We start from the raw sequence: 17,350 nt of genomic DNA on the forward strand, positions 1-17,350 counted from the left end.
ACAATTGATATGGCTATTATAAGATAACTTCCCTGACAGTTAACGTCAGGGAAGTTATCATACTTGATGAAATTTTATTAATTCCGACAGAACTTCAATCAGTCTTTTCTTAAGACTGATTGGCTCAATAACTTTAATAGATTTATTGTACGGTAAAAGTAAATAAGGTACATATGTATGTAATATATCTTTTTCAAGAAGAAAAACTGCTTGATTTGAAGTCCGTTCTTGTAAATAATGTCCTAAAAACCAATGTTGGCAAATATCAGCCAATACACTTTTATCCCCATTAATAACCAAAGAAATAATCCCTTCCTTATCTTCTATAGTTGGAAGAAGATTTTTTATAAAAAAGTCACGTGCTGAAAAATTTTCTGGCCGGTTAAACTTATTTTCGGTTAGCATTAGACTTTCAATTCGACCTACTCTAAAACTACGGATATCCTTCCTAAGATGACAAAATCCAATCACATACCACTTATTATTCCAATAGATAATTCTGTACGGATCGACCAATCTATCATTTAATTGCTTTTCGCCACTTTTATGGTAAAGAATTTTTACTGAGTACCCGTCAGCTACGGCCTGCTCCAACTCCTTCAAAAAAGGTTCCATTGAGACTGAACTTACTCGACTTATTACTTCAAGACTAGTTAAATGTTGGTTTATCTTTGTTTCCTGCTCTTGATTTGAGTAGTTACTTAGTTTTGAAATGGCCCTATTTAGTGCCTCACCTCCATAATATCCGGCTTCTTCTGCAAAAACAGCAGCGTGAAATAGTGAAGTTTGCTCTTCAAAATCAAAAAAAAGAGGAGCCTCAATAAAATTGTTCAATAAAGTGTATCCACCGTTATGTCCTGGTTCTGAAATTATAGGTACGCCACTTGTTGAAATTGTATCAATATAACGATACACAGTCCTTATATTCATCTCTAACTTTTCTGAAATTTGTTTTGCAGTAATTTTTTCACCTGAACGAAGCATCCATAGAATTGCTAACATATTGTCAATTTTAGGCATATAATTCCACCTCTATATGAAATTTATTTTCTATTATATATTTCCGATTTTTGGTATAACTCATCAACTGTTCCTTTCCGATCGCTTTCTATATAATGAGGCCCTAGAATCATAAGTGTTTCCCTCCCTCATCATTTTTTTCACTCACATTGATGTAAAAAAAGACCAAATCAAGCTTGGTCTTTGTCGTTAATAATAATGATGATGACTTTATCTTATTAGAGAATAAATATAAGTGTCATATGGAACTTGATTTTGATGCACATATTTTTTTAATATTCCTTCTTTTTCAAAACCAACTTTAGTTAATAGCTTGTTTGAAGCATCATTTTCAGTAAAAACAATTGCTCCAATACGCACTAAATCCATCTCTTGAAAGCCAAATGAGATAACTCTATTAACAGCTTCCATTGCATATCCTTTTCCCCAACTCTCTGGAAAAAGTGCATAGCTTATTTCGGCTCTACTATGCTCAGTTGACCATTCCTGAAAACCAATAGTACCAATTATACCTTCTTGCCCTTTTAATTCTATTCCCCATTTAATGCCACGTTTTTCATCATAGTTCTTAGAAAAATTATTAATTATGTGCTTCACTTGATCCAAACTTGTCAATGGGTTCTGCCCATAGTGACGTAATACATCAGGATTAGAAAAGCAATTTAAAATAGCTTGGGCATCATTAATTTTGAGTTCTCTTAACATTAATCGTTCAGTATCTAAAACAGGAAACATTTTTTACCCCCCACTTCCAAGTAAATAATATTTTACACATTTTATACCAAAAAAGTGAGGATGTCATTACTTATTTAGCTCGTCTTTGCTAATCTTAATATACAACCCAATTCAAACGTACCTTATCTTTTGAGTGACTTTAACATAAATATCAATCTTTATTACAAAAGGTACTGGTATTAACACACATCCTGAATTTGGTGAGCGTGTAGCAGCGGCAATTACTCTGTAGCAAATAAATTCCATGCACTTCGAAATTGAGCCAAATAAAGAAGTGCTTGACCATAATTTACAAAACTCTTTAATGCTTGCAACAGCTTTAAACTGTTATATCGGCTATGAAAATGCGGCAAAAATCGCAAAGAAAGTCTATAAAGAAGGTACAACATTAAAAGAAGCAGTGATTGCAACTGGTTAACTAATAGAGGAACAGTTCGATGAAGATGTGGATCCTGCGACGATGATTTATCCAAATGTAAAGTGATCATTAGTGTAATAGACAAATTATGTGATTACTTAGAGTTCGAAGTAGAAGATGTAATTTATATGTCCATTAAAGAATAAATCGGGCAAAAAACACTTTCAGCTAATCATGCAGCTGAAAGTGTTTTTCTATTACCATAATAGTGGAAATATTTATAGAATAATTACTTTCTATATTATATCGCTATATGAGGCATTGTTATTCTCACAGCTAATTCTACAATCGGCTTTGAAAAAGTGCTTGGAATCATTGGACTTGGTAAATCTCCATCATGATTTGCAAGTCCAAAAGATGCTTCTCCTATTTGAATCCAATCTAATTCATCTGTCCCTTGTATAATGCCTATAAAATGATAATCTGCAGTATAAGTATCAAAGCCATCTTCATTAGGAAGAGCTCTCCAAACTTCTGCCTCTTTTGTAGGGTCAACTCCAAATTGTTTAAAGAATTTTAAAACTTCTGGGCTCGCATGTTGAATTTGCTTAGCGAAAAGTTGACAATCATCACAACCACAATGCGCTTTATCGGAAACTTTCGGAAGTGCTTCATACAATTCAAGAGTTTTATCCGTATCTATTTTTACAATAAAATCATTTAACGTAATTTCTTCCATACAAAACTCCTCAGCTATGTTTTAATCACTGAATTAGAATATTTCCTAAATATTGAGCATTGCCTGCTGAACTAATAAATTCAACTTCTAAAACATAATTTCCTTTGTCTGTTGGGAATTGAAATTCTCTAAAATCATCCAAAGCAAGTTCTGTTCGTTCGCCATCTTTTAATAAGGCAACAGTTATCTTTGGATCAGTCCATATATCCCCACCATTTTTTGGATTCTCTCTAAAATCCAAAGACACTTTTTGACCTGGAAAAACCTTTATTTCATCCAGTGATGATGCGTATGTGATAATATCTTTTTTTGTTTTTTCCACTTCTTCACTTGCCGTTTTCCAACTGATATTTGCCTCTGTTAATTGAAAATTTGAAGATAAACCCTCGAAATATATATGGGCAGTTGGCACCCCTACATCATAATCTTCACCAATACACCCTGTTAATATAAAAATTAAACACAATCCTATAAATAATTTCAAAAATCCTTTCATATTCACCCTACCATCCCTTTATCTATCGAAAGTATAGGTCATAAATGGAACACAATCCTGCTCCGCTAGTATAATAATACCTCAAACCAGAATCATTTGGATAAATTCTTCCATTTAATATAATTCAAAGGTTCATCACCAAAACGTGTGGTTGATTTCCGTTCCGACTGGGCGCTTTCCTGGGGGCGTCCGATGAGCCGCTTCACTCGCGTTGCTCGCTCCAGGGTCTCATCTGTGACGCTGATCCCCAAGGAGTCACCCAGCCTTCACTCCAATCAACTTATTTACATAGTATATGTTTTAACAAATGTCATCCACAACTTTTGGTGATGAGCCAATTCAAACCTTATTATCGTTTATTCAGCTAAGCCCAGGACATCGACAAACATCCTATCCGTATGTCTGTCAACAAACCAAAAAAATAGCCCCCTTAATAAATATTTATTAAGAGAGCTATATATTATTCATAATCTATCACTTATCTCCAACTGGCTTTAATAAATTTACAGGGAGCCAACCAAGATATCTGACTTCTCCCTCAAATCTTACCAATAGATAACCATTAACTTCAATACTATCTGATGAAAAAATGCTTCCCTTTTCAAACATTATTTCAGGTTTAGCTTCTTTTAATGGAGTGTGTTTCGCTTCTGCATTTTCTGTTAGCTCATAACGCACGTCAATTTGTCTCACTGTTGTCTCAAAGATTTTAAGATCTGTACCAGGATACTTCTCACATAACCAACCTACTCCATTGCTCACGCAATACTTAAATTGTTCATTATTTAAATCCACGTATGAAGTATCACCCGTTTCATTGAAATATTTTCCGTAATATCCGTAATTATAATTACCATCACGATTAATAACAACATAAGTTGGATTGTTATAGAAAGAAGCACGAATCTTTATTGGTACTTCTTTGAAAACTACCAAATCCGTTGCTTGTACTCGATATTGCCCCATATGATAGAATGTTTTGCCTTCATATTTTTCAATATCATACGTTTTAAAGAAGTTATTTTGTTTTACCACTAACGAATCAAATGTACCATTTGGATTTCTCTTGTATACCTTGATGTCTTTTTTAAAGGTCATTTTTCCTGTTTGCCCTTTAACAACTTCTGCTCCATCATGCATCACTTTTGCTTCTGACTTTGTTGGATTTATTACTGCAAGTACAAATGCTGCTAGTAACACAATAAAAAATTTTTTCATTATTCTCCCCCTCAGCTTAATTTTACTAAACATAATCCCTCAGTATTATATACTATTAATCCTATATTCTACCAATGAAGGAATAGTAATGGCTTATCACCAAAAGTTTTGGATGACAAACATATGCCATTTATATAAGTTGAGTGGAGACTGGGCGAAAGCGAAGCGTCAGCGACAAATTTCAAAGGTACTATCCACGACTTTAAACTTTCTATCCATCATTTCGAAGGTTCTATCCACGATTTTTATCTATGCGAAAGCGAAGCGACAGCTACAAAGCGCCCAATCGGAACGGATTTCAACCACACGCTATGGTGATGAGCCATAATAATGTAAACCAAATTTAGAGTGTTTTCTAGCTAGACATGATACTAATTTATGTTTTATTATAAATCGATTAGAGTAATTGATATCAACTGATTAAAAAATTGTAGAGGGGTGTTCCTTGATGACAAATAATAGAATGAATCCGAAGGTTGATGAATTTTTAAGTAAAGCTAAAAAGTGGCAGGAAGAATATTCGGTGTTGAGAAATATCGTTTGTGACTGTGAGCTGACCGAGGATTTTAAGTGGATGCATCCTTGTTACACATTGGAGAACAAAAACATCGTGTTAATACACGGATTTAAAGAGTATTGTGCACTTCTGTTTCACAAAGGAGCCCTGTTAAAGGATACACATGGGATACTAATCCAACAAACGGAAAATGTACAAGCTGCACGCCAAATTCGTTTCACCAATGTGCAAGAAATAGTTGCAATGGAAGCCATCATTAAAGACTATATTAAAGAAGCCATTGAAGTTGAAAAAGCAGGTTTAGAAGTGCCCATGAAAGAGCATAAGGAATACATAATTCCTGAAGAACTTCACAATAAATTCGATGAAATGCCTACTTTGAAAACTGCTTTTGAAGAATTGACGCCAGGGCGACAAAGAGCATATATTTTATATTTTTCTCAGCCTAAACAATCCAAAACGCGAGTGTCAAGGATTGAAAAATACACGCAGCAAATTCTTGATGGTAAGGGATTAAATGATTAAGTTTAAAAGAAGATAAGATGAAATACAATACAAAAAGCATCAATTCATTGTGGATTAATGCTCTTAACTCTAAATCATTATATAACCCAGCCAATAAACGTTAATATAATAATGTTTATTGGCCGTTTCACTTAGTAGCTTCTTACTCTCATTTTTGCATTTGCTCACGGAACGACTTAATGCGAAATGGAAAATATCCGCTACTTCATTTTCTTGATTTGGAATAAGGTGAGCGTATGTTTCTAATGTATTTTTAGGATTAACATGTCCTAATCGATGTGCCACCTTAACAATATCTACACCTTTAGAAATTAGGATAGATGCGTGTGTATGACGTAAATATAATATTAAGTAAACCTTTTGGAATCGGAAACTGTTGATTGTAAGCTGATTTGCATCTACCGCTTTGCTATTTAATTCTTTTGCCTTCTTTTTCTGCTTGAATAATGAACCCAAAACTAAAATAGGACGAAGAAAGAAGGATAAATATGATCGTTTCTAAACAACTCAACTACAATAAATCAACTTAACTATAGATAGAAGAAGCTATTCTGAGCAAATCTTGTTCAAGATAACTTCTTTTCCATACACTGCAACACAAGTGCAATACTGATCACTTCATGACCACTTTAATTAAATTCTGTGAGAAAAACTTTACAACTTCTTGATCAGATTCTTCATCCTGCTTTTTAAACCAATAAGGAATGGAGTTTATCGCACCTAAAATTAATAATTTCGCCAATTTTTTATTCTCGGAATGAAAATATCCTTCAGTAATTCCTTCTTCAATAATAGATTGAAAAATACTTTCATATTCATCCCTTTGTCGAAGAGCCTCTGCACGCATATCTCCAGAAAGCATATTAGCTCTGTTCACAACGCTGAAGACAGCATCATCTTCAACCATCAACATAATTAATGATTCCATCGCTGCTTCTAACTTTTCAACTGGCGTTTTGTTGCTTTTAACAATTTCCTTAATTCTTTCGATACACTCAGTTGCTACTAGCGTATGACATTGAAATAACAAATCTTCTTTACTCTCAACATAATAATAAATCGCACCTTTTGTAAGACGAAGTTCGTTTGCAAGGTCCTCGATTGTTGTTTGGAAGTATCCGTTTCTATTAAAAAGGTTTGCTGCTGTTCTTAAAATTTCAAGCTTTTTTGCTATAGCCCTTTCCTCTCGAAATGCTGACATAAAAAACAACTCCTTTGACTATTTGTATCTTAACGAAGAATGACACTCTCCTCAAGAGTCATGATAGAGAGACTCTAACTGTCCCCACTATTTGTATTTCAAGCACACTAACGTCTACACCAAAGGTCATTATGATTGATTTATTTTGTATCTATTCACTTAAATAATTTAAATTTTACTGAACCTTTGATAACTTCTTTTGCTTTTTGATTCTCTACGACAACCAGGAATACTAAAATATCATCGTTCTTTTCAACAAGTTTTCCTTTAAGCGTAACAACTTCATCAATGAACAACATCGTTACAAAACGAATGGCATAATCTTGAATAAAACCTTCTTCATAGTAAGGCGTGAACAACTTCGCGAGATTACCCATCGTCCACATCCCATGAGCAATGACGCCTGGAAGTCCTACTCTTTTGGCTTCTGCTTCGACTGTATGTATCGGGTTAAAGTCACCGGAAGCATCAGAGTACTCGATTAACTCCGAGAGTGAAACTGGAGGTAATTCAATTGGTTCCAATGATCCACCAACTTGCAAATTTGCTAGTGTCATCATGGATTGATTCCCTTTCTAACTGCCTCACTAATCACGATAATTGCGGTCGACGTAAAAATTGTATGACCATCACGATCATCACCATTACTTTCTATGACTAGAAAGCCCATAACTCCACTTCCACCCTTCTTTTCATAGTAATTTTTAATTTCTTTGTAGCAATAGACACTCTCCCCAACATAAAGTGGCCGCTCATAGTAAAAACTCTGTGTCCCATGAATCAGCCCTTTTTCTGGAAGATCAAGCCCTTCGATTTTTCCATCGTCAAACGTACGCGGAAATGTGGCAGGGGCGATATTTCTTCTATGTCGTGAGTTTTTTGCATATTCCGGATCCAAATAAATTGGGTGAGCATCTCCAATCGCATGTGCAAACTTACTTACAGTACTAGGCTCAACGATATTCAACACCTTCACAGAACGCTTGCCAATCATCTCTCGGTACATAATCATTCCCCTTTCAATTTACTAATCATACTCAATTAACAGTTAGCGATATTCGAATTTCCTTGTTAGGCTTGTGGTCCACCAGCAACATAAATCACTTGACCGTTAACGAATCCTGATGCTTCATCACAGAAAAATGCAACTGCATTTGCAATATCAGCGGGCTTCCCACCAAAGCCAACTGGAATTTGAGAAATAGCTGCTTTCATAAATTCTTCGAAAGGAACGCCAATTCTTTCTGCTGTTGCCCTCGTCATGTCTGTTTCGATAAAGCCCGGTGCAACCGAGTTTGCGGTAATCCCATAACGACCGAGTTCAAGTGCTAGTGTTTTTGTAAACCCTTGAAGTCCAGCTTTCGCAGCAGAATAGTTTGCTTGTCCGGGATTTCCGAGCGCAGATGTTGATGAAATGTTAACAATACGTCCATATTTATTTTCCACCATATACTTTTGAGCAGCACGAGAGCAGTTAAATGAACCTTTTAGGTGAACATCCATGACAAACTGCCAATCTTCGTCTGTCATTTTAAACAAATAGTTATCGCGAATAATCCCAGCGTTGTTCACAAGAATATCAACTTTTCCGAATTGATTCGCGACCGCCTTTACAGCACTTTCTACTTGGTCAACCTCCACAATATTTGTGACTCGGGTCATAACTTGGTAACCACTTTCACGAAGTTCATTTGCCCCAACTTCTAATGATTGTTCCTCAATGTCAAATAGTGCGATCTTTGCGCCTTCTTCAGCAAGCTTTTCTGCAATTGCATAGCCAATTCCACGGCTTCCCCCAGTAATAATTGCTACTCTACCATCAAATCTCCCCAATTTTATTCCTCCCTTTTCAAATCCACCTTAGCACACCACCAAATTATACCATTTTTCTAACGCTATTTTTTCCGCTTAGGAGAGCGGCTATTACCACAGGGATTTACAGTCTACTAAATATTAGAAGAGCAACTATCCGATTGCTCTTCTTTCTTCCTTTTCATTGCCTCTAGATTTCGAGTGTATCACGTGAAGAACTCGTCAAGATTTCTACGCCTGTTTCAGTAACTAAGACTGTATCCTCAATGGTTAATCCAAACTGATTAGGAAAAATAACTTTTGGCTCAATTGCTAACACCATACCGGGCTCTAAGATCATTTCATTGAAGGAAGAAACGAGTGGCGGTTCATCCATTTCTAATCCGACACCATGCCCTACATATTTGAATCCATATTGTCCTAGTCCCATAAATTCTTTATTCAAATCATAAGAAAAAGCAATTTCCTCAGCTTTTGAATAAATGTCGGCCACTCTTTTTCCAGGCCGAATTGACTCTATTGTATGATCCAATATTTCATTTACGATTTTGTGTAGCTCTTTTTGCTTTTGATTCGCCTTTCCGAAAACAAATGTCCGTGCCTCGTCCACGTGGTAACCTTTGGAAACTGTTCCTTTATCAATGACAACGAGATCCCCTTGGGCAATTTTTCGATTGCCTGCACCATAAGGTCGACTTGGACTGCTTCCTGAACCTGTCATCGTTAACCAGTTACCAGAAATGACACTTGTATTTTCACCAAATGCAACAACTCCGAATGGCAAGCGATTACTCGATCCCCTTTGAATCATGTTACCTTCATCACCATAAGAGCTAGTAATCTTTTCAATTGTCTTTAAAAATTGTATTTCTGTCATGCCTTCTTGCAAGGCTTCTATTGCTTGTTCGAACCCTTTACGCGAAATTAGGGCTGTGTTTTTCATTTGTGAAACTTCCCAATTCGATTTGATCAATCTGAGTGACCATACAATTTTTTGAACATCCACAAATGTTACTTGAGGTAAGCTTTTCTTCAATCTTGAATAAAACTGAAGAGTTGTCACATCAAAGGAAAGTCCAAGTACTACTTTTTTCTCTCCATATACTTCCTCTATGACATCGATTAAAGTATTCATTCCCTGAGAAGGACGAATATCTGCTATATAACTGTCTTTTTTGCCACGTTCAAAATTAATTCGTACTAATAAAATCGGTGGTTGATGACTTGGCACTAAAAGAACACTATGAACACCACTCCCTGTGAAATAAAAGATTTCTTCAGGGTGAAAAAAGATTGCACCATCAGTTTCTTCCGCTTGTAATTGCTGTTGAAGTTTCTCTATTCTTTTTTCATATTCATCTTTTTTTTCTTGCATGCTCTCAACTCCTTATGCCTCTATATCTTTTCGAAGTGGAGGTCAGTACGCTGTACGTTCATTCGGAATAGGTTGCTTTCAATCTGTGCTTCAATATTTTCCCCGAAGCATTCCGTGGTAATTGTTGTGCAAAATGAACTTGTTTTGGAATTTTATAACCCGCAAGTTTTCCACGGCAAAAGTCTTGCAATTCCTGATCATTCACACTACTTTCTTCCTTTAACACAACAATCGCAATGGCAACTTCTCCATACACTTCGTGGGGAAGTCCAATCATCGCCACTTCTTCTATTTCTGGATGCGTCGCTAATACATTTTCTACTTCTGCTGAATAAATATTTTCATCGCCACTCACAATCATATCTTTCTTTCGATCTACCACAAAATATTCCCCAGTCTCTAAACGAACCCCTATATCCCCCGTGTAATACCAACCATCAATGACGGCCTCGGCTGTTTTGTCAGGTTCTTGCCAATATCCTTTCATTACGGTATCACCTTTAACGATAAGTTCACCCGCTTCGTTTTCCGATACTTGATTGCCATTATTGTCTACCAGTTTGACAAGCATTCCGTATATCGGTTTTCCTGCCCCTAAACCAGAAGCTTTAATTCCTGGGAGAAGATCCATCTTTTTAATTTCTTTTCCTAATGTTTTGGGAGAAATAATATTACTCATGACATGTGCTGTATTTTCAGTCATCCCATAGATATTGGCAACGACAACATCATCATCTTTTTTAAACCTTTCAAAAAACTTTCCCAGTGTATCTGCTGAAGAAAACCCACCACCAGTTGAAACTGTTTTCAAGCTTGTCAGATCATATTCTTGAATGACAGGGTCATTTGAAAAGATTTTCAATTGGGTTGCGGTGATATCAAGATCATTCACCTTATATTGTTCGATGACTTTGGCTATTCGTTCAGTTGAGAAGTTAGCGAAAACACATGTCATGCCCATTGCTATTTTGTTCAAGCCCATCATCACGCCAATATGAAAAAAGGGAAATAAACACATGCCGATATAGTGACGAAAACGTGGTAATTCAATCAATTGATAACTACACATTTGTGTCATGTTTTTATGTGTAATCATCGCACCTTTAGGCCTGCCCGTTGTCCCGCTCGTATAGCAAAGAAAGGCGATATCATCTTCTACTACGTCACAGTCAATCTCAGTAGATTCTGCATCCTGAAGCATTTCTTCATAATTAAGACTCTTTTCATCTTTTTCGCCCACCGAAACAAAATTTTTAACCTCTGGTAAGTCATTTATTATAGTAGCTATTTTTTCTTTAAAGACATCCTCATAAATGAGCGTATTTGCACCAGAGTGATTAATTATATAAATCAGTTCAGTAGTTGCTAGTCTCGTATTTAAAGGAACTGCAATTCCGCCAAAACCAAAAATACCGAAATACAATTCAAAATATTCAGGTCTGTTGTTGAGTAAAAGTACGACTCGGTCGCCTTTTTTAATCATTAAATTTATAAGACTGTTCGAAACTTTATTAATTCTGTTATAAAACTGTTGGTAAGTACGTTCCACTTCTTCAAAAACCGTGGCTGTCTTCGTTCCATACTCCATCACAACATTTTCAATCATATTTTTCATTATCATACAGAATTAACTCCTTTTACAAAGTCATTTTCTTCGCTATGATTAACTTCATAATTTCATTTGTCCCGGCATAAATAGCCGAAACTGGGGCATCTCTATATCTTCTAGCGATTTCATACTCCTCCATATAACCGTATCCCCCAAATAATTGTATACATTGAGCAGCAACTCTTTTCGTCATTTCTGTTACCCACCATTTTGCCATTGAAACTTCTTTCACAATCTGCTTATTTTCCATATGATTTACGATTAGCTTATCTAAAAATGTACGTCCTAATTCTATTTCAGTAGCCAATTCCGCTATCTTAAATTGTGTGTTCTGGAACTTGCTTATAGTTTGACCAAAAGCACTTCTTTCCTTTACATAGTCAACCGTCAATTCTAACATCTTTTCTGCCGCAGCTTGGGCTTGAATTGAGACAACTAATCTTTCCTGTTGTAGCTTTTCCATTAAATAATAAAAGCCTCGTCCTTCTTCACCTAAAAGATTACTAGCTGGAACTTTTGCATCTTCAAAAATTAATTCTGCCGTATCTTGACAATGAAGACCAACCTTATTTAATGTTTTTCCCTTTGTAAAACCTTTCGTTCCTTGTTCAACTACAAGAAGACTAATCCCTTTATGACCTTCATTTGTGCTTGTTTTACAAGCAACGACTACCAAATCTGCATGAATCCCATTCGTTATAAAAGTTTTCTCACCATTGACAATATAATGATCACCGTCACGAATTGCCTTTGTTTTAATATTCGCCAAATCTGAACCTGTTCCAGGTTCCGTCATCGCTATTGCGGTTATTTTCTCTCCAGTAATACATCCCGGTAACCACCGCTTTTTTTGTTCTTCACTTCCAAACGTGTCCAAGTAAGGAACAACGATATCGTTATGATTCGAAACACCAATTAAACCAGCGCCGACTCGCTCTAGCTCTTCAATTAATATGACTGAAAATCCAAAGTCAGTTTCCATTCCACCATATTCCTCATTAAGGTGAGGAGCAAGAAATCCATTACTGCCCATCTTTCGCCAAAAATCCCGTGGAATTATACGTTCAGCTTCCCATTCATCGTAATAGGGATAAGCCTCTTTTTCCAAAAACTTTTTTAGAGATGTTCTAAAGATTTGATTTTCACCTTTTACATACATTCTGAAATGTACCCCTTTCACATAACACAGCTATTAATAATTCCTGCCTGTCCGTATCGACTTTATAGCCCCACACTCTTTATAACGAGAGGGGCCTTTAATCGTGTAAAAAGAGGAAGATAGGCTATGCTATTCCCTAGCATCCGCTTTTGTTTCCAATTTCTAGACTATATTTGGATGACCAAACCCAAGATGTTCTCTAAGCTCATGAATGATCTCGCCATGAGTACAGCCCTCTTTCACAGCAGCAATGGTCGCTTCAAAGATATTGATAGACGGATCTTTCGCTGCGATTTCAATTTGTTCAAGTGCTTTCTGGACTTTACTTTGGTCCCGATTCTTCTTAAAGTTTTCTAAACGTTGTAAATGTTTTTCAACAAGTTCTGGCGCTACTCTTGTTAATGGAGGTCGTTTATCTTGACTTTCATCAATTTGGTATTTATTCACACCAACAACAGTTCGTTCTAGGTTATCGATGGCGCGCTGATGTTTCTCTGCAGATTCACCGATTTCTCTTTGAATATATCCCGTCCTTACTGCCTCAAGCATGCCTCCCATTTCATCAATTTCATGAATATATGCCCATACTTTTTCTTCCATTTGATCTGTTAACTTCTCCATATAATAGGAACCGCCAAGTGGATCGATCACATCAGCAAGTCCCGCTTCTTCTGCTAAAATATTTTGTGTGTTAATCGCAATCCTTGCCGCTTCTTCGATTGGCGTACCCAACGCTTCATCATATGAATCCGTGTGTAGAGACTGGGCACCACCAAGAATTCCTGCAATCGCTTGGACGGTTACTCTAATAATATTATTTAATGGTTGCTGTCTCGTTAAGTCCGCTCCCGAAGTTTGCCCGTGAAACTTAAATCTCATCGAACGAGGGTCCTGCGCTCCAAAACGTTCCTTTAACAACTTTGCCCAAATTCTTTTACCCGCACGAAACTTTGCTGTTTCTTCAAACATACTAATGCTAATATCGTAAAAGAAAGTAAATCGTGGTGCGAACGAATCAATCGGTAATCCACGTTTTAAAGTTTCTTCAATGTACGTAACTCCACTTGAAATGGTAAATGCTAATGCTTGGGCTGGAGTTGCTCCGGCTTGTTGCATATGCTGGCCAACTATACTGACAGGATTCCAATTTGGGACATGCTTATTTGTATATTCAATATGATCGAGTAAAATTCTTAAACTTCCTTCTAATGAAATTCGATAAAACATGTGGTTTGCAACATAATGCGAGATAAAATCAGATTGGTTACTCGTTCCTGTTATTTTGGAATATGGAATGTTTCTTTCTTCTGCTAAAACGAGCAGCATCGCTAAACCCGTAAAACCAATCGGATCATTTAAGCCAACACTAATATCCTCTATCGCGATTTGGTCAAAAGCTATTCTCATATCTTCCATTGTATTAATCGGCGTCCCGCATGTTCCCACTAAAAGCGAATCAACCATATCCGCATCATAGCCTCGATAAAAGCTATTACAAAAAATGATGCTGACCGCGTTGGAACCTGCTCTTATCAATTCTCGTTGCCTTTGATTGAATCTTTCTGGTGTGTCTAATCCTATTAATTGCCTTCGACTCCACCCGCGTCCTCGATACATCGTTGGATATAATCCACGTGTAAACGGGTATTGACCTGGAAAAGAACTTTCCGGTTCCGCTATATCTTCTACTGTATATAATGGTTTAATTGGAATTTCTGATCTGTTGTATTTTAGGTCTTGCTCTGGCGCAACTTTCCTAACCTTCTCATATTCTTTTCTCCATTCTTCATGCTGGAGATTATCGGACTTTGTCAAAATAAACACCTCATTTCTCAATAGTTTTCCCCATCATTTCTTCAACACTTCTAACAATTGAATCTAATGTTTCGCCTGGATGAAACACTTTTTCAACCCCAGCCTTTAACAACAGTTCCTCATCTTCATCAGGAACTATTCCACCTACAATCACCTTTTTATCCTCAAGCCCTTCTTCTTTCAAGGCGTCCATTAACTTCGGAATAATTAAGTGATCATACGCTAATGAGCTAATGGCAATAATATCCGCATCTTCTTGTAGGATAATATTGACGACATCTTCTATACGCTGCCATGGACTTGTATAAATCACTTCCATTCCAGCATTTCTAAAAGCACTTGCTACAACCCTTGCACCTCGATCATGTCCGTCTAGTCCAATCTTTGTTACCAGAACTTTTATCGGTCTGTTCATAGTACAAATTCCCCCTCTCCATCGTTTCACTTTTTCACACTGACGAAAAACTCTGAAAATAAATCATCTGCCGCTTGTTCCGGATAGATGTCTTTCTTATAAACTTCATCAACAACGGTACTCCAATTCGCACTATTCATGACTTCTTCTTTCATAAATCCCCAAAATTTATCTTTTATACTTTCCATTAACTTATAATAGGCATGTGACTTTTCAATCTGCTCTCGCTCTCCTGAGTCATTAATCTTCTGCCACCTTTCTTCAACCTTCTCTACAAGTTCTGTGATGCCTGTTTCTTTTACTGGTGATGTCATGATGATCGGCACTTGCTTTCGATTAACAGCCGCTTCTGTGCTAAGTATTTTTTGAATTTGATAGGCGGTAGTTTTAGCAGTTGGTAAATCAGCTTTATTAACGACAAAAATATCAGCAATTTCCATAATCCCTGCTTTTTGAGCCTGAATTTCATCACCTAATCCAGGAGCTGTTACTACCAGCGTCGTATGTGCCAAATTCATGATCTCCACTTCTGTTTGACCCGAGCCTACTGTTTCTATTAATATTGCATCGAACCCGAATGCTTCAAAGAGTGTAATCACATTACGCACGGATTTAGCTAAACCGCCAACTTCTCCTCTAGATGCCATACTTCTAATAAAAATATCAGACGTTTTTTGAGCTGACATCATTCGGATTCGATCTCCTAAAATCGCGCCTCTTGAAAATGGGCTACTCGGATCAACTGCAAGAACAGCAACACTTTTCCCGTTATCACTCAGCATTTTAGCAACTTTATCTACAAGTGTACTTTTTCCAGTTCCAGGAGAACCTGTGATGCCAATAATATGCGATTTTCCTGTACTCGAATAAAGTTTAGAGATAATTTCTAAATAGTCTTCATCATTATTTTCAACAATAGTAATGGCCCTAGCTAAAGCGCTTCCTTTCCTAGACTTAATATTTTCTACCATTTGGTCAACATCAAGATGTTTGATTGTTAACGCCCCCTTCTCGCTACTCTTCAACGCTAACTAACATCGCTATGGCTGGTCCCCCACCAGCACATAATGTAGCAATGCCATATCTCTTCCCTTTTATCCCCAGTTCCAAAAGAAGGCTTCCTACTAATCGAGCACCCGTATTTCCAGGGGGATGACCTAGTGCAATGGCTCCTCCATTGACGTTCACAATATCCGTTGGAAAACCTAGTTCCTTTATACACGCCAATGCTTGAGCACCAAAAGCTTCATTGATTTCCAATAAACCAATATCTTCGACCGCTAGTTTATTTCTTTCTAATAATCGTTTCACTGCTGGTACCGGCCCATATCCCATAATCTCCGGCGGAACACTAACAGAAACTGTATCTTTAATAAATCCTAAAATCGGGAAATTGTTTTCTTTCGCATACTCTTTTTCCATTAAGACAAGTGCCGCAGCTCCATCACTTAATGGCGGAGAGTTCCCTGCCGTCGAAATCCCAACTTTATCAAACACAGGTTGCAATCTACTTAAATCTTCAATTTTCGTATTCGGACGAGAACACTCGTCTTCACTAATAATCATTTCTTCGCCTTTTCTATCAGCTATTTTAACCGGTACGATTTCACGATTAAAACGTCCACTGCTAATTGCTCTCGCAGCTTTTTGCTGACTTTCTAAAGCAAATGCGTCCGCATCCTCCCTTGTGAGGAGAGCATTTTTGCCCACGGTTTCGGCCGTATTTCCCATATTTATTCCTGAAAAAGCATCATCTAAACCATCATAATAAAGTCCATCTTCTAAACTCTTTCTTCCTCTTACATGTCCCCAGCGTCCTGAAACGTCGAGAAACGGAACACCACTCATACTTTCAAACCCACCGGCCACAATGACACGGGCTTTTCCTAATCTTATTTGATCAGACGCAATATCGATTGCGCGTATCCCGGAAGAACATTGTTGATTAATTGTAATTGCTGGAGCTTCCACGTTAACACCTGCTCGGATGGCTGCTTGACGTGCAGGGTTTGCCTTTAAGCCTGCTTGCCAAACCACTCCCATAGCAACTTCATCAATTTGTTCAGTGCTTACACCCGCTCTCTTGATTGCCTCTTCTATTGCAATTGTCCCAAGATCAACTGCTGTCAAATCTTTAAAAGCACATCCGAACCTCCCTATAGGTGTTCGGGCAAAAGATACTACAGCTACATCTTTCATAAGTATTCCGGCTCCCCCTCCGCAATTATTAACTAAAAGCTATTCTTATATTAAAACTTTAAGTGCCGAACAGTTGGAACATCTAAATACACTAAACATAAGCACCTTCCAAGGAGTAGCCGGCACCCTATACATACTTTCATTTCAGTAAAAAAAG

The 17,350-nt window shown here is 37.0% G+C and carries 19 protein-coding genes and 1 pseudogene; 3 read left to right on the forward strand and 17 right to left on the reverse strand.

Features of this window, described 5'->3' with window-relative positions; translation table 11 throughout:
• Positions 1 to 57: 57 nt before the first annotated feature.
• Both ACB089_RS15055 and ACB089_RS15060 read right to left on the reverse strand, forming a co-directional pair.
• A complete protein-coding gene (locus ACB089_RS15055; protein WP_374967126.1) occupies positions 58 to 1,020 on the reverse strand; it encodes a helix-turn-helix transcriptional regulator in 963 nt (320 codons plus the stop codon).
• Between the two features lie 210 nt (positions 1,021 to 1,230).
• Positions 1,231 to 1,755 carry a GNAT family N-acetyltransferase gene (locus tag ACB089_RS15060; protein WP_374967127.1) on the reverse strand — a complete coding sequence of 175 codons (525 nt, stop codon included), beginning with the start codon at positions 1,753 to 1,755 and terminating at the stop codon, positions 1,231 to 1,233.
• A 256-nt stretch (positions 1,756 to 2,011) separates the two neighbouring features.
• Between ACB089_RS15060 and ACB089_RS15065 the strand changes: the two are divergent.
• Positions 2,012 to 2,239 (forward strand): annotated as a pseudogene (locus tag ACB089_RS15065) (class II fumarate hydratase); the annotation flags it as partial.
• Between the two features lie 175 nt (positions 2,240 to 2,414).
• Here ACB089_RS15065 and ACB089_RS15070 read toward each other — a convergent pair.
• From ACB089_RS15070 to ACB089_RS15080, 3 genes are all read right to left on the reverse strand, one after another.
• Complete coding sequence (locus tag ACB089_RS15070) at positions 2,415 to 2,852, reverse strand: hypothetical protein (RefSeq protein ID WP_374967128.1); 438 nt, start codon at positions 2,850 to 2,852, stop codon at positions 2,415 to 2,417.
• A 25-nt stretch (positions 2,853 to 2,877) separates the two neighbouring features.
• A complete protein-coding gene (locus ACB089_RS15075) occupies positions 2,878 to 3,348 on the reverse strand; it encodes a hypothetical protein (protein ID WP_374967575.1) in 471 nt (156 codons plus the stop codon).
• Positions 3,349 to 3,822: 474 nt separating this feature from the next.
• On the reverse strand, positions 3,823 to 4,566 hold the full coding sequence (locus ACB089_RS15080; RefSeq protein WP_374967129.1) for a hypothetical protein: 744 nt from the start codon (positions 4,564 to 4,566) through the stop codon (positions 3,823 to 3,825).
• A gap of 88 nt (positions 4,567 to 4,654) precedes the next feature.
• On the opposite strand from ACB089_RS15080, the gene ACB089_RS15085 reads away from it, so the two are divergent.
• Together ACB089_RS15085 and ACB089_RS15090 are read left to right on the forward strand one after the other, a co-directional pair.
• The gene (locus ACB089_RS15085) at positions 4,655 to 4,894 is read left to right on the forward strand and encodes a hypothetical protein (protein WP_374967130.1); all 240 of its coding nucleotides are present in this window, start codon (positions 4,655 to 4,657) and stop codon (positions 4,892 to 4,894) included.
• Positions 4,895 to 5,014: 120 nt separating this feature from the next.
• Positions 5,015 to 5,608, forward strand: coding sequence for a YdeI family protein (locus ACB089_RS15090; RefSeq protein ID WP_374967131.1), 594 nt, complete (start codon positions 5,015 to 5,017; stop codon positions 5,606 to 5,608).
• Positions 5,609 to 5,677: 69 nt separating this feature from the next.
• Here ACB089_RS15090 and ACB089_RS15095 read toward each other — a convergent pair whose 3' ends face one another.
• The 12 genes from ACB089_RS15095 to ACB089_RS15150 all read right to left on the reverse strand — a co-directional run bounded on the left by ACB089_RS15095 (position 5,678) and on the right by ACB089_RS15150 (position 17,193).
• Positions 5,678 to 6,064, reverse strand: a complete 387-nt coding sequence (locus tag ACB089_RS15095; protein WP_374967132.1) for a tyrosine-type recombinase/integrase — start codon at positions 6,062 to 6,064, stop codon at positions 5,678 to 5,680.
• Between the two features lie 157 nt (positions 6,065 to 6,221).
• Positions 6,222 to 6,809 carry a TetR family transcriptional regulator gene (locus ACB089_RS15100; protein WP_374967133.1) on the reverse strand — a complete coding sequence of 196 codons (588 nt, stop codon included), beginning with the start codon at positions 6,807 to 6,809 and terminating at the stop codon, positions 6,222 to 6,224.
• A 155-nt stretch (positions 6,810 to 6,964) separates the two neighbouring features.
• Positions 6,965 to 7,369, reverse strand: coding sequence for a MaoC/PaaZ C-terminal domain-containing protein (locus tag ACB089_RS15105; protein ID WP_374967134.1), 405 nt, complete (start codon positions 7,367 to 7,369; stop codon positions 6,965 to 6,967).
• Positions 7,366 to 7,815, reverse strand: a complete 450-nt coding sequence (locus ACB089_RS15110; RefSeq protein WP_374967135.1) for a MaoC family dehydratase N-terminal domain-containing protein — start codon at positions 7,813 to 7,815, stop codon at positions 7,366 to 7,368. The genes ACB089_RS15105 and ACB089_RS15110 overlap by 4 nt, the downstream gene beginning before the upstream one ends.
• 65 nt (positions 7,816 to 7,880) lie before the next feature.
• Positions 7,881 to 8,642, reverse strand: a complete 762-nt coding sequence (locus ACB089_RS15115; RefSeq protein WP_374967136.1) for an SDR family NAD(P)-dependent oxidoreductase — start codon at positions 8,640 to 8,642, stop codon at positions 7,881 to 7,883.
• Positions 8,643 to 8,811: 169 nt separating this feature from the next.
• On the reverse strand, positions 8,812 to 9,996 hold the full coding sequence (locus ACB089_RS15120; RefSeq protein ID WP_374967137.1) for a M24 family metallopeptidase: 1,185 nt from the start codon (positions 9,994 to 9,996) through the stop codon (positions 8,812 to 8,814).
• A 58-nt stretch (positions 9,997 to 10,054) separates the two neighbouring features.
• Positions 10,055 to 11,617 (reverse strand): class I adenylate-forming enzyme family protein, encoded by a 1,563-nt coding sequence (locus tag ACB089_RS15125; protein WP_374967138.1) that lies wholly within the window; start codon positions 11,615 to 11,617, stop codon positions 10,055 to 10,057.
• Positions 11,618 to 11,633: 16 nt separating this feature from the next.
• Entirely contained in the window at positions 11,634 to 12,764 is a 1,131-nt protein-coding gene (locus ACB089_RS15130) for an acyl-CoA dehydrogenase family protein (RefSeq protein ID WP_374967139.1), read from the reverse strand.
• Between the two features lie 162 nt (positions 12,765 to 12,926).
• Entirely contained in the window at positions 12,927 to 14,579 is a 1,653-nt protein-coding gene (locus ACB089_RS15135; protein WP_374967140.1) for a methylmalonyl-CoA mutase, read from the reverse strand.
• Between the two features lie 10 nt (positions 14,580 to 14,589).
• The gene (locus ACB089_RS15140) at positions 14,590 to 14,994 is read right to left on the reverse strand and encodes a cobalamin B12-binding domain-containing protein (RefSeq protein ID WP_374967141.1); all 405 of its coding nucleotides are present in this window, start codon (positions 14,992 to 14,994) and stop codon (positions 14,590 to 14,592) included.
• 26 nt (positions 14,995 to 15,020) lie between these two features.
• Positions 15,021 to 16,019, reverse strand: coding sequence for a methylmalonyl Co-A mutase-associated GTPase MeaB (meaB, locus tag ACB089_RS15145; RefSeq protein ID WP_374967142.1), 999 nt, complete (start codon positions 16,017 to 16,019; stop codon positions 15,021 to 15,023).
• Complete coding sequence (locus ACB089_RS15150; RefSeq protein WP_374967143.1) at positions 16,009 to 17,193, reverse strand: thiolase family protein; 1,185 nt, start codon at positions 17,191 to 17,193, stop codon at positions 16,009 to 16,011. The genes meaB and ACB089_RS15150 overlap by 11 nt, the downstream gene beginning before the upstream one ends.
• Between the last annotated feature and the right edge of the window lie 157 nt (positions 17,194 to 17,350).

It is taken from the genome of Lysinibacillus sp. RS10 (genome assembly GCF_041956855.1).
GTDB classification, from domain to species: Bacteria; Bacillota; Bacilli; order Bacillales_A; family Planococcaceae; genus Lysinibacillus; species Lysinibacillus xylanilyticus_A.

What these genes read in the sequence shown, in the direction of transcription:
- ACB089_RS15060 (WP_374967127.1), bottom strand. Translation starts at nt 1,755, where the DNA reads ATGTTTCCTGTTTTAGATACTGAACGATTAATGTTAAGAGAACTCAAA.
- ACB089_RS15070 (WP_374967128.1), bottom strand. Translation starts at nt 2,852, where the DNA reads ATGGAAGAAATTACGTTAAATGATTTTATTGTAAAAATAGATACGGAT.
- ACB089_RS15150 (WP_374967143.1), bottom strand. Translation starts at nt 17,193, where the DNA reads ATGAAAGATGTAGCTGTAGTATCTTTTGCCCGAACACCTATAGGGAGG.
- ACB089_RS15100 (WP_374967133.1), bottom strand. Translation starts at nt 6,809, where the DNA reads ATGTCAGCATTTCGAGAGGAAAGGGCTATAGCAAAAAAGCTTGAAATT.
- ACB089_RS15125 (WP_374967138.1), bottom strand. Translation starts at nt 11,617, where the DNA reads ATGATAATGAAAAATATGATTGAAAATGTTGTGATGGAGTATGGAACG.
- ACB089_RS15075 (WP_374967575.1), bottom strand. Translation starts at nt 3,348, where the DNA reads ATGAAAGGATTTTTGAAATTATTTATAGGATTGTGTTTAATTTTTATA.
- ACB089_RS15055 (WP_374967126.1), bottom strand. Translation starts at nt 1,020, where the DNA reads ATGCCTAAAATTGACAATATGTTAGCAATTCTATGGATGCTTCGTTCA.
- ACB089_RS15120 (WP_374967137.1), bottom strand. Translation starts at nt 9,996, where the DNA reads ATGCAAGAAAAAAAAGATGAATATGAAAAAAGAATAGAGAAACTTCAA.
- ACB089_RS15105 (WP_374967134.1), bottom strand. Translation starts at nt 7,369, where the DNA reads ATGATGACACTAGCAAATTTGCAAGTTGGTGGATCATTGGAACCAATT.
- ACB089_RS15080 (WP_374967129.1), bottom strand. Translation starts at nt 4,566, where the DNA reads ATGAAAAAATTTTTTATTGTGTTACTAGCAGCATTTGTACTTGCAGTA.
- ACB089_RS15090 (WP_374967131.1), top strand. Translation starts at nt 5,015, where the DNA reads ATGACAAATAATAGAATGAATCCGAAGGTTGATGAATTTTTAAGTAAA.
- ACB089_RS15085 (WP_374967130.1), top strand. Translation starts at nt 4,655, where the DNA reads ATGGCTTATCACCAAAAGTTTTGGATGACAAACATATGCCATTTATAT.
- ACB089_RS15140 (WP_374967141.1), bottom strand. Translation starts at nt 14,994, where the DNA reads ATGAACAGACCGATAAAAGTTCTGGTAACAAAGATTGGACTAGACGGA.
- ACB089_RS15110 (WP_374967135.1), bottom strand. Translation starts at nt 7,815, where the DNA reads ATGTACCGAGAGATGATTGGCAAGCGTTCTGTGAAGGTGTTGAATATC.
- ACB089_RS15130 (WP_374967139.1), bottom strand. Translation starts at nt 12,764, where the DNA reads ATGTATGTAAAAGGTGAAAATCAAATCTTTAGAACATCTCTAAAAAAG.